The sequence below is a fragment of the Pontibacter ramchanderi genome, from assembly GCF_002846395.1.
GTDB lineage: Bacteria > Bacteroidota > Bacteroidia > Cytophagales > Hymenobacteraceae > Pontibacter > Pontibacter ramchanderi.
The window spans coordinates 125,321-141,618 of sequence record NZ_PJMU01000004.1 but is presented as its reverse complement, the minus strand read 5'-3'; the positions used below and the strand labels follow the sequence as shown (position 1 = coordinate 141,618).

The 16,298-nt window shown below is 52.3% G+C and carries 13 protein-coding genes; 8 read left to right on the top strand and 5 right to left on the bottom strand.

Annotated features, from left to right (window positions below; all coding sequences use genetic code 11):
* Positions 1-53 precede the first annotated feature (53 nt).
* The 4 genes from hisS to BD749_RS17750 all read left to right on the top strand — a co-directional run bounded on the left by hisS (position 54) and on the right by BD749_RS17750 (position 5,490).
* Positions 54-1,460, top strand: coding sequence for a histidine--tRNA ligase (hisS, locus tag BD749_RS17765; protein ID WP_101446995.1), 1,407 nt, complete (start codon positions 54-56; stop codon positions 1,458-1,460).
* An 8-nt stretch (positions 1,461-1,468) separates the two neighbouring features.
* Positions 1,469-2,974, top strand: coding sequence for a histidine ammonia-lyase (gene hutH, locus BD749_RS17760; protein WP_101446993.1), 1,506 nt, complete (start codon positions 1,469-1,471; stop codon positions 2,972-2,974).
* Positions 2,975-3,151: 177 nt separating this feature from the next.
* On the top strand, positions 3,152-5,101 hold the full coding sequence (locus BD749_RS17755) for a T9SS type B sorting domain-containing protein (RefSeq protein ID WP_101446991.1): 1,950 nt from the start codon (positions 3,152-3,154) through the stop codon (positions 5,099-5,101).
* A gap of 14 nt (positions 5,102-5,115) precedes the next feature.
* On the top strand, positions 5,116-5,490 hold the full coding sequence (locus BD749_RS17750) for a nuclear transport factor 2 family protein (protein WP_101446989.1): 375 nt from the start codon (positions 5,116-5,118) through the stop codon (positions 5,488-5,490).
* Between the two features lie 58 nt (positions 5,491-5,548).
* Here the strand turns inward: BD749_RS17750 and BD749_RS17745 are convergent, their stop codons facing one another.
* On the bottom strand, positions 5,549-9,232 hold the full coding sequence (locus BD749_RS17745) for an outer membrane protein assembly factor BamB family protein (protein ID WP_101446987.1): 3,684 nt from the start codon (positions 9,230-9,232) through the stop codon (positions 5,549-5,551).
* Between the two features lie 461 nt (positions 9,233-9,693).
* Here BD749_RS17745 and BD749_RS17740 point away from each other — a divergent pair, with 461 nt between their 5' ends.
* A complete protein-coding gene (locus BD749_RS17740) occupies positions 9,694-10,029 on the top strand; it encodes a YbaB/EbfC family nucleoid-associated protein (RefSeq protein WP_101446985.1) in 336 nt (111 codons plus the stop codon).
* On the top strand, positions 10,019-11,041 hold the full coding sequence (locus tag BD749_RS17735; RefSeq protein ID WP_101446983.1) for a glycosyltransferase family 2 protein: 1,023 nt from the start codon (positions 10,019-10,021) through the stop codon (positions 11,039-11,041). The genes BD749_RS17740 and BD749_RS17735 overlap by 11 nt, the downstream gene beginning before the upstream one ends.
* On the opposite strand, the gene BD749_RS17730 is transcribed toward BD749_RS17735, so the two are convergent.
* The gene (locus tag BD749_RS17730; protein ID WP_007654962.1) at positions 11,036-11,254 is read right to left on the bottom strand and encodes a PspC domain-containing protein; all 219 of its coding nucleotides are present in this window, start codon (positions 11,252-11,254) and stop codon (positions 11,036-11,038) included. The genes BD749_RS17735 and BD749_RS17730 overlap by 6 nt on opposite strands.
* Before the next feature lie 131 nt (positions 11,255-11,385).
* Here BD749_RS17730 and BD749_RS17725 point away from each other — a divergent pair, with 131 nt between their 5' ends.
* Together BD749_RS17725 and BD749_RS17720 are read left to right on the top strand one after the other, a co-directional pair.
* On the top strand, positions 11,386-13,173 hold the full coding sequence (locus BD749_RS17725) for a tetratricopeptide repeat protein (protein ID WP_101446981.1): 1,788 nt from the start codon (positions 11,386-11,388) through the stop codon (positions 13,171-13,173).
* Positions 13,174-13,246: 73 nt separating this feature from the next.
* Positions 13,247-14,230, top strand: coding sequence for a pyruvate dehydrogenase complex E1 component subunit beta (locus tag BD749_RS17720; protein WP_101446979.1), 984 nt, complete (start codon positions 13,247-13,249; stop codon positions 14,228-14,230).
* A gap of 56 nt (positions 14,231-14,286) precedes the next feature.
* Here BD749_RS17720 and BD749_RS17715 read toward each other — a convergent pair whose 3' ends face one another.
* The 3 genes from BD749_RS17715 to BD749_RS17705 form a co-directional block, all read right to left on the bottom strand.
* Positions 14,287-14,778: a DUF2231 domain-containing protein gene (locus BD749_RS17715; protein WP_101446977.1), complete on the bottom strand. Its 492-nt coding sequence runs from the start codon at positions 14,776-14,778 to the stop codon at positions 14,287-14,289.
* A gap of 4 nt (positions 14,779-14,782) precedes the next feature.
* Complete coding sequence (locus BD749_RS17710; RefSeq protein WP_101446975.1) at positions 14,783-15,103, bottom strand: hypothetical protein; 321 nt, start codon at positions 15,101-15,103, stop codon at positions 14,783-14,785.
* 196 nt (positions 15,104-15,299) lie between these two features.
* On the bottom strand, positions 15,300-16,250 hold the full coding sequence (locus BD749_RS17705; protein WP_101446973.1) for a YihY/virulence factor BrkB family protein: 951 nt from the start codon (positions 16,248-16,250) through the stop codon (positions 15,300-15,302).
* Between the last annotated feature and the right edge of the window lie 48 nt (positions 16,251-16,298).

Here is a 16,298-nt window from a genome sequence, read left to right as displayed (position 1 = left end):
TCAGTCCGTGCATTTGCTCCTGTTTTAGTAACTTCGCCAGCAAAGTTGAAAACATGAGCAAGGAAAAACCATCTATACCGAAAGGAACCCGTGACTTTGGCCCCGCCGTGGTGGTCAAGCGCAACTATATATTCGGCGTTATCAAGCGCACCTTCGAAAAATTCGGCTACCTGCCACTCGAAACGCCCGCCATGGAGCAGCTCTCGGTGCTGACGGGCAAGTATGGCGACGAGGGCGACCAGCTGATCTTCAAAATTCTGAACTCCGGCGACTTCCTGAGTAAAACCACGGCCGCTGACATTGAGCAGGGCTCTAAGCACCTGACCCGCAAGATCTCCGAGAAAGCCCTTCGCTATGATCTGACGGTGCCTTTTGCCCGCTTCGTGGTGATGAACCGCAACGAGATCAGCTTCCCCTTCAAGCGTTACCAGATACAGCCGGTTTGGCGTGCAGACCGTCCGCAGCGTGGCCGCTACCGCGAGTTTTACCAGTGCGACGCCGACGTAGTGGGCACCAACTCCCTGCTGTGCGAGGCCGAGATCGTGCAGATGATTGACGAGGTGCTGAGCACCTTAGGAATGACCGATTTCACTATTAAGATCAACCACCGCGGCGTGTTGGCAGGTATAGCCGAGGCGATCGGTGAAAAAGGCCGCGAAGGTGACATTTGTGTAGCCATCGACAAGCTTGACAAGATTGGGGCGGATGGTGTGCGCAAAGAACTGCTGGAGCGAGGTATAGCTGAAGGCGCCGTGGATAAACTCGAGCCGCTCTATGATCTGAAAGGCACAAACCAGGAAATACTGGCCCAACTGCAAACCCTGCTCGGCAACACCGAAGAGGGCCAACGCGGCCTGAAGGACCTGCAGGAGGTATGGGAGTATCTGAACGATTTGGGAAGTGATGCCCTCACCACACAAAATCCATCCGGCCAGCCACGTCTGCAACTGGACGTAACACTGGCCCGTGGCCTCTCCTACTATACCGGCTGCATCTTCGAGGTGAAGGTGAACAATGCCAACATGGGCAGCATCAGCGGCGGTGGCCGTTACGATAACCTGACGGGTATGTTCGGTATGCCGGGCGTATCGGGTGTGGGCTTCTCGTTCGGGGTAGACCGCATTTACGATGTATTGGAGGAGTTACAGCTTTTCCCGGCCAGCAGCGAGGTGGGTACCAAGGTGCTGATCGTGCAATTCGACAAGGAATCGGAGCGATACGCCTTACCCCTGCTCCAGAAACTGCGCAATGCAGGTATAGCCTCTGAGTTATACCCGGAAACGGCCAAACTGAAAAAGCAGATGGGCTATGCCGACCAGAAAAAGATACCGTTTGTGCTGCTAGTGGGGTCAGAAGAAATGGCCTCTGGCAAGCTGAAGCTGCGCGACATGCAGACCGGCGAGCAGGACGAACTTTACATCGACGACATCATCTCCCAATTGAAATCTGAAGCGAACTAAACAACCACATGAGCGACGTTCACCATATCTCCAGTCAGCACCTGAGCCTGGAGCGCATCGAAGAAATCATCAGCCGCAGGTATAGCCTGGCCCTATCGCAAGAGGCGGAGGAGCGCATTTTGCACTGCTACAACTACCTGCACCGCAAGATCGCCAGCACCGACAAAAGCATCTACGGCATCAACACTGGTTTTGGGTCGCTGTATAAGAAGCAGATCTCACACGATAACCTGGAGCAACTGCAGCGCAACCTGATGATGTCGCATGCCTGCGGGATGGGCGATGAAGTGCCGGCTGAGGTGGTGAAACTGATGCTTTTGCTCAAGATACAGTCACTGGCTTATGGCAACAGCGGTGTGCAGTTACAGACCGTAAAACGCCTGATCGACTTTTATAACCGCGATATTTACCCGATCGTGTACCAGCAGGGCTCGCTCGGGGCGAGTGGTGACCTGGCTCCGCTGGCGCACCTTTGCCTGCCGCTGATTGGCTTAGGCGAGGTATACTACCAGGGCTATCGCCTGGAGAGCCGCCATGTGCTGGAGATGTTCAGTTGGAAGCCAATTGCGCTTCAGGCCAAAGAAGGTCTCGCTTTGCTCAACGGTACGCAGTTTATGAGCGCCTACGGGGTGCACTGCCTGCTGCAGGGACGCCGCCTGTCGCGCACCGCCGATGTGGTGAGTGCCCTGTCGTTGGATGCCTTTGACGGACGCATCGAGCCTTTCAACCACCTGATTCATCAAGCTCGTCCGCATCCGGGACAGGTAGAAACTGCCGCTACTTTCCGGCAGCTGCTGCAGGGCAGTGAGTTGATCAGCCAGTTCAAGCAGCACGTGCAGGACCCTTACTCCTTCCGCTGCATCCCGCAGGTACATGGTGCCTCGAAAGATGCCATTCGTTATGCGGAAGGCGTTATCCTGACTGAGATCAATGCGGTGACTGACAATCCGAACATCTTCCCGGACGAGGACGAGATCATTTCAGGCGGCAACTTCCATGGACAGCCGCTAGCCTTGGCGCTCGACTTCCTGTCAATTGCTTTGGCGGAGCTAGGCAGCATATCCGAGCGACGTATTTATCAGTTAATCTCTGGAAGCCGCGGACTTCCTGATTTTCTGGTGGCGGAGCCCGGCCTGAACTCTGGCTTCATGATCACACAGTACACGGCCGCCTCTATCGTGAGCCAGACCAAGCAGCTTTGCACCCCGGCTTCCATCGACACCATTCCTTCGTCCAACGGGCAGGAGGACCATGTGAGCATGGGATCAAACGCGGCCACCAAGCTTTATAAAGTGGTGCAGAATGTGGAGCGCGTGCTGGCCATTGAACTGATGAACGCGGCACAGGCGATGGAATTCAGACGTCCACAGCGCACTTCAGCACCACTCGAGCAATTGCTGGCCGAATTCCGGGAGCAGATTCCATTTGTGAGCACCGACCGTGTAATGCATCCCGACATGGAGCGCAGCGTGACTTTCCTCAGAACCTGCCGTTTGCCAGTTTCTATAGGTTAAAAGATCATCCTTTTCAAAAGAAATCCGCGATAGCCTGGCATGCTACTGCGGATTTTTACTTTATACCTGACTTAACTGTCGTACAGGCAGTGCTTCGGCGTATACCTGAAAATTAAACACAAGCTTTTCTCATACCTGGCGCTTGCCTATATTCGTAGCACACCCTATACCTATAGCTTGAAACTACTGCTTTTCATATCGCTTCTGTTAGCTGCTATACCTGTTCTGGGGCAGAAGGGCTGTTTTCGGGCTATCCAGAATGGGCAGGAAGTGAAAGTGATTTGTGTAGGTATACCTGTTTTCTTTGAAGACTGCAGTCCCGATCAAAGTACACGCTATACCACCTTCTATGACCCCGGCCCAAAAGCCTTTGATCCTAAAAACTACGACGAGAGCAAATTGGTGAGCCGTGGCGCCGACGGACGTTTTCAGTATACCTACACGAATCCGGGCAAATACATCATCACCCAGATCATCAACCGGGGCGGCGGTCAAAGCACCACCATCGAGCCCATGGAGTTTGAAGTGGTGGCCACCCCTGTTCCCGCATTCACAGTACAGGCCTGCGCCAGCCGATCGGTTCAACTGACCATTGCCGAAACAGGCTACGACCGCTACGACATCGACTACGGCGACAATACCGTGGTACAGGGCGTTTCCGCCGGGGAACAGCCGCGCTATACCTACCAGGGCACTGCTTCTTCCTACACCATCCGGGTAAGCGGCAGGTATACAGGTAGCACTTGCGAGAGCAGCAGCACAAATACGGTCACGCTATTGCCAACTCCCCCTACACCGGTCATAACGCAGTTGGAAGTACTTCGGGAAGCTATAGATGGCGAAATAGTGTTTACGTTAGAGAGACTGCAACCAGGCTACCGCTACGTATTGGAGCGACGCACAACGGCTACCGGCAACTTCGAAACCATTTACACCAGCACGCAGCTCACGCAAACCACGTGGACAGACTTCAGAATGGGCAATGTGGATACCCGGCAGCCCATCCAGTTCCGGATTCGGCCCGCTGATGACTGTGGCAATCAGTTGACTATTTTTTCAGAGCCTGTCACCAGTCTGGTGCTTGGCGTGCAGCCGGGCAATGAGTTGGCAAACCTCAGGTGGTCAGGTATAGGAGCCGCTATGCAGCGCTACCAGGTATACCGCGACGGCAACCAGCTAATCGAGCTTAATGGCAACACGACCACCTATACTGACCCTAACCTGACCTGCGGCCAAAACTACTGCTACCGGGTTACGGGCGCTTTAAATAATGGACTTAGCCGCACGCTCTCCGCTGCCCGCTGCATCCGGGCCACTTCCACCACCACCCCACCGGCTGGTTACCTGTATAGCACCTACGACCTTGACAATCAGGTACAGCTCCAGCTGACTCTACCTAACGGGCAGACGGCGCAGCAGGTCCGATACCAGCGCAGCATCGACGGGGCTCCCTTTGCAGACCTATCCGTTGGCACACAGACAGCCCAAACAGACCTGCTGCAACCTCTGAACCCTGTTTGTTACCGCGCCAGCTATACCAATCTATGCGAGCGGAGTGCACCTCTCAGCAATACTACCTGCCCGGTATACCTCATCGCCTTACCTCAGGAGAATTCCCCGCTCATCACCCTGGGCTGGACAGGATACGTGGGTTTCCCGGATGGGGTAAGCCAGTATACCCTGGAGCTTTTAAATGCCGATAATCGTGTTATTAGCAGTATACCCGTTTCGGGCAATACTTTCCAAGAACGCAACCCGAGCGATGAATTGCAGCAGCTCCGCTACCGCATTAGGGCGACTTCGGGTAACGGCAGTACTCATTCTTTCTCCAATATCGTGATGATTGAGCAACCCGTGCAGGTGCACATTCCGAATGCCTTCACGCCCAACGGCGACGGCCTGAACGATGTGTTGGAGGTGAAAGGCCGTTTTATTAAATCCTTCAGCATCAAGGTATACAGCCACATGGGGCAGGTTGTGTTTACTTCCGAGGACCGCAACACCAGCTGGGACGGCACCTACCAGGGCAAACCAATGCCTGCAGGTGCTTACGCCTACGAGGTGAACATTGTGAGTAACTCCGGGGAGACAAAGCAGCGCATCGGTACTATTACCTTGCTGCGCTAAATAATAGGCAGTCTATGACCAGAAAAGAAATCATCGAGCATTACATCAGGGCTTATAACCGCTTCGATGTGCAGGGTATGCTGCTATACCTGCATGAAGAAGTAGTGTTCAGAAACATATCAAATGGCGAAGTTAACCTGTCGCTGCTAGGTATAGAGGCCTTTCGGGGACAGGCCGAGCAAGCTGCAAAGCTGTTCGAGGAGCGTGAACAGGTGGTACTTACGTATCAGGAGCATGAAAATGCAGTGGAGGTCACGATTGCATACCGGGCCGTGCTGGCCACAGACCTATCCGAAGAGCTGAAAGCAGGCAACACCCTGGAGCTGCAGGGAAAAACGATCTTCGGCTTTCAAGATGACAAGATCATTTCCATAGAAGACCACAGCTGAAGAGTCATAAAAAAAGGAGCCGGTAAGCCAGCTCCTTTTAATAAACAAACAACCTAAATTATCTTCTTAGCAACAGCTTGATGCTTTGCGTACCTGAGCCGGTCACTAGTCGGGCAACGTACATACCGGCTGCCAGGGTTTGCCCCTCGAGCTCATAGGCATATAGTTGCGCTGCTTTGGCGGTGCCCTCTCCTACTTTCCTCACAAGTCGGCCGTTCAGGTCGTATACCTCCAGGGTATAGGCGCCGTCGTTTTCCAGCGCAAATGAGATGGTGGTTCTTTCTGAAAAAGCATTCGGGTAGGCTACCAGTTTCGACGCGATTTCTGCTCCAGGGAATTGTAATCCGAGCGCCTCCAGTTGCGCTTTCGCCAGTAAATCCGGGTTTTTCGGATCGTAGAGTACCATGGCACCCATACCGATGCGGTTGATGGCCGAAGCCTCTTCTGCATCACCTGCCTGGTTGTCATACACAATCCGGCCACTCTCCTCTTCCCAGATCATCAGACGCAGCCGGTCGTTCGGGTTGTTCACATTCAGGGCATGGTTCACGATAGCTACCAGGAAACCATAGCCACTCTTGCCATTGATCGTCCCTTTCCCTTTAAAATTGGCCTCCTGCCCGAACACGATCAAACGCTCAGCTTCAAAGGAAGTACTCTTAAAACTGAGGTCGTTTTCCTTCAGATGAAAAGCTACCTGCCCCTGTACCTGCTCGGTATTGTTGCGGTATTGCACCGCCACGCCAAAGTAGCCTTTTCCCTCCTGCTGCATATAGTCCAGCTGCGCGTTTTGAGGGGAGTGAATCCAGCCGGCGGCAGCTACAATGCGGTCGTCCGGGTTGTAAACTGCTACTTTGTGCGTGGCCGATTGCGAGCTGCAGTCGTTGCCATAGCTGGCTTTCACTTCATAAAAGCCAGTCGTGACCGGCCAGGCTGCAACAATTTTCTCCGTGCCCTGTCCGTCGAATGTAACAGGCACCTGCCCGTCAATGGTCCAGGTATAGGGGGTAGCTTTCGTGCCCTCTAAGGTATAGGTGACATTTTCTGAACCAGCCCGGATCTTGTCCGGACCAGTTATCGCCTGTTGCACCACCGGCACACATGGCGCATCCTGGCTATATTTGATGGTAAAGGCTTTCCGGGTCGTGATGTTTCCATAGTTAAGGCCAATCAGGTATAGGTTATGCTGGGCGTCTAAGATAAAGTCATACACAAAATCCGACCCCAAGCCCAGTACATTATCCGACTCTTTCGTCCAAAGTACCTCACCGTCTTCACTATTATGCCTGGCTACTACGAAGGTCCTCCTCATATTGCCAGCCACGTAAACGCTCCCCTCGTTGTCCAGCATAAGTCTGGTGCCGCTTTCACCCTGAATCCATTGTTCATGCCGGTGCGACCATACCTCTGATCCATCGGCCGAATTGTACTTGAGGATGGATATCTGCATGCCGTTCGCATCACTTTGGTTGATACCAGCCACGTACACACCTCCCGCTTTGTCAACAGCTATCGCTTCTGGTACATCGCGCCTTCCATCTGTACCATACTCTGACACCCATACCTCTTTTCCATCCTCCGCATTGTATCTGATTGTTGTAAAATTGTTAACTAACGATTTGTTTCCCGTTACATAGATGCCCCCAGCTCCATCAGCAGCAATTGCTGTCGGATATCCATTATCGTGTAGGGCAATCCAGCGTTCTTCGCCATTAGCGCTGCTATACCTGATGGTAGCCATTTTAACCGTTCTGTCACTGCCGAATACCAAGCCGGTGGCATACAGGTTGCCATTTTCGTCGAGGACAAGATCTTTGACGTGATCACTCCCGGAACTACCGCCATACTTTTTCTCCCAGATTATGCTTCCGGAAGCCGCTTCAAATTTTGCGGTAAGGAAAGAGCTGATTATCTCAAAGCTCACCCTTGGTTTTTCCTCAGCGCCAGCCACATATACGTTTCCTGCATCATCGAGCATCATGGCATTTATTTGAACTGGCACCTCGTAATTTACACGAACCTGCGACCGCCATAGCAGCTCACCATCCGTAGCCTGCAGCTTCAGTAGCAGCCCCTTGGAGGTGACCAAATACACGCCTCCTTTTTTATCGAGGCCGATGAAATTTCTGCTGGTAGCTGTTCGATTGTCCCGGTAATGCTTGCTCCATAGCATTTCTCCCGAAGCAGCATATTTAACGGCATACACATACTTCTCACCAAATTCAACGCTGATTATCCCAGTAGTATAGGTATTTCCAGCCTCGTCTACCACCACATCTGTCCCTGTGTACTGAACTGGTCCATTCCAACCGTATCTCTGACTCCAGGCATCGTCCCCGTTCGCGGCATTCATTTTGGTGACTATCATACTTTGGGTTTGGTCCCCAACGTCATTGTAAACACTACCTGTCAGGTATAAGCCCCCGTCTTTACTGGCCAGTATTATTGATTTCAAGTAAGGATGCATGCCTATAAGGCGCTTTTCCCATGCTTGTTCACCTGAAGCACCATCGTACCGAATGACAACATAGCTTTTCTTACCTCCCTGGAAATAGCTGCTACCTGATATAAAAACCCCGCCCTGTGTGTCTACTGCTATCGAAGTTGCCTGGCTGAAATCAGCACCGCTACTACTAGACGTGTTAGACCAGATGATCTCGCCATTCGCTGCGTTTAGCTTCAGCGTCGAAATATAGGCCGTGCCGGATTCACTGACGCCTGTCACATAGACGCCTCCGGCCCCGTCCAGGGCTATATCACGCCCTGTGCTTCCCCTTGTGTTTCCCCGAAAATTGGTCACCCAACTTTGATGGCCGGTATTCAAGTCATACTTCAGGATGATCATCTCATCGCTATTTCCAACAATATAGACTCCGGTCTCGTCTAACTCTAGGCGGCGTCCTCCATATTGAGGCTCCCTACCAACTATGCGTCCGGCTATCCAAGCCTGGGAGCCGTCCTCCGTATTGTATTTAATGGTCGTAATGGCGTTGGCATCAACAATTACATCTGAATCAGGGAAAGGTTTGTATTTCTCAAAAGTGCTACCAGTTACGTATACACCGCCTCTGTCGTCCACTTTCACATCGGCTATACCGTCTGTCAGGTCGGCGCTTCCACCATACTGCTGCTGCCACTGCAAAGCTCCGGTCGTTGCGTCGAGCTTGACCAATCTGTAGTCTGCGTTCACAGTTGACGCCAGGTATACCCCGCCCGACTTGTCTACTGCTACGCCGGCCACATCGGTCAGGTCTTCATCCTGGCCATACCTTACAGACCATACCTGGCTCCCGTCAGCCGCATTCAACTTAATCACGGTCGCCATCCGGGTTTCCTCCGAGGTGAAGACATCCCGCCAGATTAACGTGCCCGTCACGTATACATTGCCGGCATTATCAAAGGCAATATCCTGGACTTCTTCATTATAAAGATGTCGGCGAATGTCTTCCTTGTTCCTGAAAGCCCACAGCAGTTCCCCGGCAGGGCTATACTTCACGGCTATAATTCGTTTGTTGGCTCGCTCCCCTACTTCACTGTAACCGGTCATGTAGATGTTGCCATCGGCGTCAGTGGCGGAGGTTCCCATAACGCCTGAGCCGCTCGGCGGTATCTCAAAACTGCGCAACCATTCTTCGCTCACACCCTGCGCCCAGGTCGTAAACGTTAAGGAAAAGAAAGCCAATAAGATAAGATAGAGGCGCCAGCCAAGTGCCGCCCTCATAGGAGATAAAAGTTTGATCATAGTTTAGTCGTGTTAAATTGTTTTCAAAGGCAAAAAATATAATTGTAATAAGGGCACTAAAAGGAAGGATGATTGGAAGGATCATGCAGTCAATGCTACAGACCCAGGTGGCAGGTACGGGTGGCAATGCCTGTGGTAGTTAAACAGCAGCTAAAAACCACGAGGCCAGGTATCAAAACCTTTTAAACAGTACCATTTCGGATTAAAATTGGTTACACTAAAACTTGGGTGAATGCATCATATTTTCGGGTGAGTGTTATCTTTTTCCTGACCAGGAGAATACATGCTTATCAGATGACTCTATACTTACAGCAATAGCAACGGACGAAAGTTAAAATTTAGTGGTTGCCGATCACCTCGTAACTAATCTCGCCTTTCTGACATTATGCTTGTATATTTGTATAAGCCGAGAGGCTGCTTAGCCGTTATATTCGTTAACAACCCCAAAAAGTAGATAGACTATGTTTGATATGATGGGCATGATGGGCAAGATGAAAGAAGTCCAGGCCAAAATGAAACAAGCGCAGGATAACCTGCAGCACATCACGGTTACCGCCGAGTCGGGTGCGGGGCTTGTGAAGGCAACCGTAAACGGGCAGCGTAAGCTCCTCAAGATCGAGATCGACGACTCCATTCTGAACACCAATGACCGCGACATGGTGAATGACCTGGTGGTAGCCGCCGTGAATAATGCCATGCTAACAGCAGGCGAGCGTGCTCAGGAAGAACTGAAAAAGAGCACAGAAGGCCTTTTACCTAACATCCCCGGCTTAGATCTAGGAAACTTTGGTCTCTAATCCCAGCCTCACGGCTATTGTCATACTTAACTGGAACGGACTCCGCTATTTGCAGGAGTTCCTGCCGTCGGTTGTGGAAAACAGTACAGGCTGCGAGGTGATCGTGGCCGACAACGCCTCTACCGATGGCTCCATCCCTTTCTTACGAGAGCACTTCCCGCAAGTGCGCATCATCCAAAACGACGACAACTACGGTTTTTGCGAAGGGTATAATATTGCCCTGCGTCAGGTAGAGGCCAAGTACTATGTGCTGCTCAACTCCGACGTGCACGTTCCGCCGGACTGGACAGATCCGATCATCCAGTTGATGGAGTCGGACGAGAACATCGCCGTCTGCCAGCCCAAGATCGTTTCGCAGCAGCATCCCGACTTTTTTGAGTATGCGGGTGCAGGCGGCGGTATGCTGGATGCGCTCGGTTACCCTTACTGCCGCGGTCGATTGTTTGAGACACTGGAGGAAGACAAAGGGCAGTACAACGATGTGATGGAGGTTTTTTGGGCGACCGGGGCCTGCATGTTCGTACGTTCCAACGTGTTTCACGGACTTGGCGGACTGGAACCAGCCTTTTTTGCGCACATGGAAGAGATCGATTTCTGTTGGCGCGCCAAGAATGTAGGTTATAAAGTGATGTACAATGGCCACAGCCAGGTATACCATGTGGGGGGCGGCACGCTGCACAAGTCCAATCCGCGCAAAACATACCTGAACTTCCGCAACGGCATGGCGTTGCTGTACAAAAACCTGCCGCCCGGAGAGCTTTTTTCAACTGTTGTTATCCGCATTCTGCTAGACTGGTTAGCCGCTTTCCGGATGCTGCTGGCCGGACAGCGTGCCGATGCCAAAGCAGTGCTGAATGCACACGCCGACCTGTTGCGCAAGAGCAAATACTGGCGCAAGCGCAGAAAAGAACAGCACCTGAAAGGTACTTTTCCGGCTATGTCAGGCGTTTATAGGGGGAGCATTGTGTGGCAGTACTTTGTGCGCCAGCGGCGCACAGTGCGGGAGTTATAGGTCCCAGACGGTGCTGCGTTCGCGGCGCAGGTGCTTGCTTACGTTCATCCAAAAGGCCATGATAAAGTACAGGATGATCGGGGAGCCGAGTGTGAAAAACGAAATGTATATAAAAGACAGGCGAATGCTGCTAGAGGCTATTCCAAGCTTCTCTCCCAACATGGCGCAGACACCAAAAGCCTGAGATTCGATAAAGTATTGTAGCCTTTTCACTTTCGTTTGATTTAAATTTAAAAGTAGGAAATTAATAGATTTCCGTCAAAAATATTCGACAAAAACTATGGCAAGGTATTGAAAGAACGCTTGCCACCAGCTATATCTTACGTTGGTTACCCAAATCTGGTATGAAACACAACAAAAAAAGCGCCGTATTGTTGCTGCCACTCACCGTGGTGATGCTCTCGTCAACCACAGGATGTACCTTACAGCGCATGGTAAAACAGGCCGAGAAGCAGGAGATCGAAGTTACACCAAACCCCCTCGTGGCCAATGGCGAAGAGGTGGTGTTTGAGCTAAAAGCTACCCTGCCGGAGAAAATGCTCAACAACAACCAGAACTACCGCTACAAGATCGATGTAGTATACGAAGCCACCGGTCAGCAGCGCGAGCACCTCGGCGCCCTTAACTTCGACATCGGCAACTACCTCTACGAAAACAAACGCCCGACAATCACCCAAGAATTCGCTTTCCCCTACGCCCCACACAAAAACAAGGGAAAACTGCTGGTACAGGGCACCGTTATCGATAAGCGCAAACGCGACCGGGTAGCCTATACCCCGGAGGAGCAGGTGGCAACCGGACTGAACACCACCGCCCTGCTGATGGTGCGCAGCAATGACTATACCTACGTGCCCGATAACTACAAAACCATCGCCGAAGGCCCTTCCAGCATCTTATTTTACTTTGACGAGAACCAATTCGCCACCAGGAATTATCTCGGCGAAAACCTGCCCGTGCTGGACCAGTATGCCATGGACACTGTAAAACAGCAAACAATTAAAGTGATCGGCAGTCAGGCGCCGAACGAGAAAGGAACCGATTTGGCTCAGAAACGCGCCAAGGCCCTGGCCGACTATTACCGAACCAAAGTAGGCCTGCTCGATTACTCCGGTAAAAAAGTAGAAATCGGCACCGAGACCGAAGGCACCAACTGGGGAACCCTGCTGGAGCGCGTGAACAAATCGGCACTACCGAAGGCGCAGAAGCAGGAGGTTAGTACAATTCTGCAAAACACCGGTTCTGACAAGCAGAAAACGGACGCCCTACAGCAGAGCGCAGCTTTTGAGTACATCCGCAAGTACATCTACCCGACTATGCGCTTTGCCCGTGTAGAAGTCGACTATAACAGAGCGCGCAAGTCGGACTACGAGCTATACCTGCTGGCCCGTCGCATTGCCGAAGACAGCCTGAGTGCACAGGCACTTACAGCCGAGGAACTGCAGTACGCCGCTACGCTCACTCCCCTACTGGCCGAGCGCCGCAAGCTTTATGAAGCGGCTGTAAAAACAACTGATAAGTGGCCTGCCTACTACAACCTGGGTGTGGTGTATACCGAAATGGCCCGCAAAGAGTATCGCCCGAAGGCAAAAGAAGCGCTCTTAGACAAGGCCATTCATAACCTGAACTTCGCTGGCTTCCGCAACCCGACCGCAGAAGTGAACTACGCCCTGGCCAGCGCCTACCACCTGCGCGGCAACCGTGAAAAAGCGCTACAGCTATACGACTATGCCATCAAACTGGGCGGAGAACAAGAAATGCTGCACCGCATCTTTACAGACAAAGCTGCGCTGGAAATGGAAATGGGTCAGTACGACGAAGCCATCCGTAGCCTGACTTACTCTGGCGACGACTACCAGACGAACATGAACCTGGGCCTGAGCTATCTGCTGAAAGAAAACTACGAAGGTGCCCGCCAGTACTACGAGAAAGCCCTGGAACTAAAGCCGGAAGATCCGCTGGCGCATTATTCCCTGGCGGTGGTGGGTGCCCGTGAGCAAAACGAGGCTGCCGTGCGCATCCACCTGCGACGGGCCATTCAGCGCGACCGCAGCTACATGGAGCGCGCCTTCGACGACCCCGAATTTGCTGCCTATCATGGAAAGCAGAGCTTTCGGGAAGGCATGGTGCGATAAGTTGTCGGGTATACATTGCAAATTGAAAGACTTATCTTAATTTTACCCATTGAACCGAGATTTTAACATTACTATGCGAAGTATACAGTTTAGAGAGGCCCTTCGTGAAGCCATGTCGGAAGAAATGCGCCGCGATAAGAGTGTGTTCCTGATGGGTGAAGAAGTAGCCGAATACAATGGCGCCTACAAAGTGAGCCAGGGCATGCTGGACGAATTTGGTCCGGAGCGCGTAATTGACACTCCTATTGCCGAGCTTGGCTTTGCCGGTATTGGCGTAGGTGCTTCTATGAACGGCCTGCGCCCTATCGTGGAGTTCATGACCTTCAACTTCTCGCTGGTGGCCATCGACCAGGTGATCAACTCTGCCGCCAAAATGATGTCTATGTCAGGCGGTCAGTACTCTTGCCCTATTGTGTTCCGTGGACCAACCGGTAGCGCCGGCATGCTTTCGTCGCAGCACTCTCAGAACTTCGAAAACTGGTATGCCAACACCCCAGGCCTCAAAGTGGTCGTTCCATCTAACCCATACGATGCCAAAGGCTTAATGAAGTCTGCAATTCGTGACAACGATCCGGTGATCTTCATGGAGTCAGAGCAGATGTACGGCGACAAAGGCGAGGTACCTGAAGAAGAATACCTGATTCCGATCGGGGTGGCCGACGTGAAGCGCGAAGGTACGGACGTTACCATTGTGTCGTTTGGCAAGATGATGAAAGTAGCCTTGGCCGCCGCAGAGGAACTGGCCAAAGACGGCGTGAACGCCGAAGTAATTGACCTGCGTACCGTGCGCCCGATCGATTACAAGACCTTGATCAAGTCTGTTAAGAAAACCAACCGCATGGTGGTAGTGGAAGAAGCATGGCCACTGGCCTCAATCTCCGCTGAGCTGGCTTACCATATCCAGAGCAACGCGTTTGACTACATGGATGCCCCTGTGAAGCGCGTGACCTGCCGCGACGTGCCACTTCCTTACGCCCCAACGTTGATCGAAGCATCCCTTCCAAACGTGGAGCGTACGATAGCTGCCGTAAAACAAGTGATGTATCAGAAAGCGTAAGCTGAGCTGATGATAAAAAACGGCCCCTGGTTCTCGGAACCAGGGGCCGTTTTGCTTTAAAACCCAGCACAATCAGCGGGTGGCACCTGTACGCCTCCCGCCTGCTCATACACGAGCCTGGCGCCGAGGTGACCGGTATAGGCCAGGTAAGCACTGCCTGCCAGCATAAGCAGCACCACAACGACAGCCAGCAGCTTCTTATACTTTTGCACCCAGGCCAGCGCGAAACTCAGATCGAGTACCGAAGCCGCCGTAAAAAGGTAGGCCAGGTTATAAGCCGCCAATTCGTGGCGCTTTAGCACGGTTGGGTCGCAAAGATTCCGGGATACAATGCCATCTGCCAGATCACCGGTATAGATGCTCAGCCAAGCGCCAGCAGTGCCAGCATAGAGCAGGTAAGCGCCCATGCGGTGCCAGAAGGCTGCAGGCTGCGGCTTCACCAATACAGCCAGGAGTTTAGCAAGTGTACCAAAGAGCAGCAAAGCTACCGGGAAGTGCACCGTGAGTGGATGCCAGGCTTCGGTACGCCAACTCAGCAGTTCCTCCATAGGCTTATTCCAGAATGCGCACGGCTACCGGATCCAGGCGCTGGCCCACTTTCTCTACCTGCACCTCTACCCTAGTGCCTTCGCGCAATTGGTCAAACGGTACCGTTTCGCCATTTCGGGTTAGGGTAGTGGCGTCTGTGAAATAGAGCTCCAGGGTTTTCTTGTCCTCAGTCTCCACGTAAATCTCTGTTTTTTCAGGAACTGCTTTTTTCACAGTGCCCTGGTACGTGCCAGATTCCACTACATCGGTGCTGCCGCTGTCGCAGCCATACATAAACAAGGTCAGCATGGCGAACACGGCCAGCCAGGATTTCAGGTTTTTCATAAGGTATAGGATTTAAGTTGATGATTTCGGTTTATGCTGTTACGCAGCAAAGTTTTGTAAGATATAATAGGCAAACAAAATATACGATTCCTGCTTATATCGATGGATTTATATTTCAGTTTGATCCGGCAGTAAGGTATAAGGCCGAGTATATTGAACCGCCAAACCTTGTAACCTTTAGGAAGAGTGCCAACGATCAATTGAGACCTGACTTTCGCTTTACTTCTACCTGACCGGTGTCCTGGTCCTGTTCTATTTCCTGCTTCTCTACTTTCACGGCGGTGTCAGTGGGCTCAACGCCGCGATCGTGAGCTTCGGAATATACTTGTGTAAACTCAGCTCCCAGCAAAAAGATAATGGAGGTATAGTATACCCACACCAGAATAAGTACAAGGGAACCGGCAGCGCCGTAGGTATCGGCCAGTGGGTCGTGTTGGAAATAGATGTTGAGGATGTACTTGCCGAGCGTGAACAGAATGGCCGTAACCACAGCGCCTACCCATACATTGGCCCAGCGGATGCGGGCGTCGGGCAGTACTTTAAAGATGGCAGCGAAAATAACCGTTGCGATGGCGATAGAAACTAAAATGTTGCCGATCGTGACCAGGTATACGGCCACACCAGAGAGTTCCTGCCGGAGATAATCGTAGACAAGGCCCAGCACCACATCCACCGAAAGCGAGACGAGCAGCAAGAACCCAAAACTTACCACCAGCGCAAGCGAAAGCAAACGACCGATGACGAGTTTCATGAAGCCCTTCTCTACTTTGGCCTTCACTTTCCACATGGCATTGAGAGAATCCTGTAGCGCCACAAACACGGTGGTCGCGCTAAAGGCCATCACTAGCACCCCTACCACCGTGCCGATGGTGCTGGCCTCCGACTGACTCGCATTTTCGATGATGCTTTGCACCTGCGTGGCACTGCTTCGCCCCACAATACCGCCCACCTGCTTCACGACCTCACCGCGCACAGCCTCCTGCCCAAAGGCGGCCCCTGCAATGCGGATGGTGATAATGAGCACGGCCGGCAGCGAGAAGATGGTATAGAACCCAATAATGGCCGCATAGTCGAGCGGGTTGTCATCGATGAATTTCTGAAAGGTCTTTTTGGTGAGTTGCCAGGTTGTCGTAAGCCTTTTTTGCATGTGGTTTGCCTTTTTGCTATACCTACACGCATACGGCAAAGCGACTAC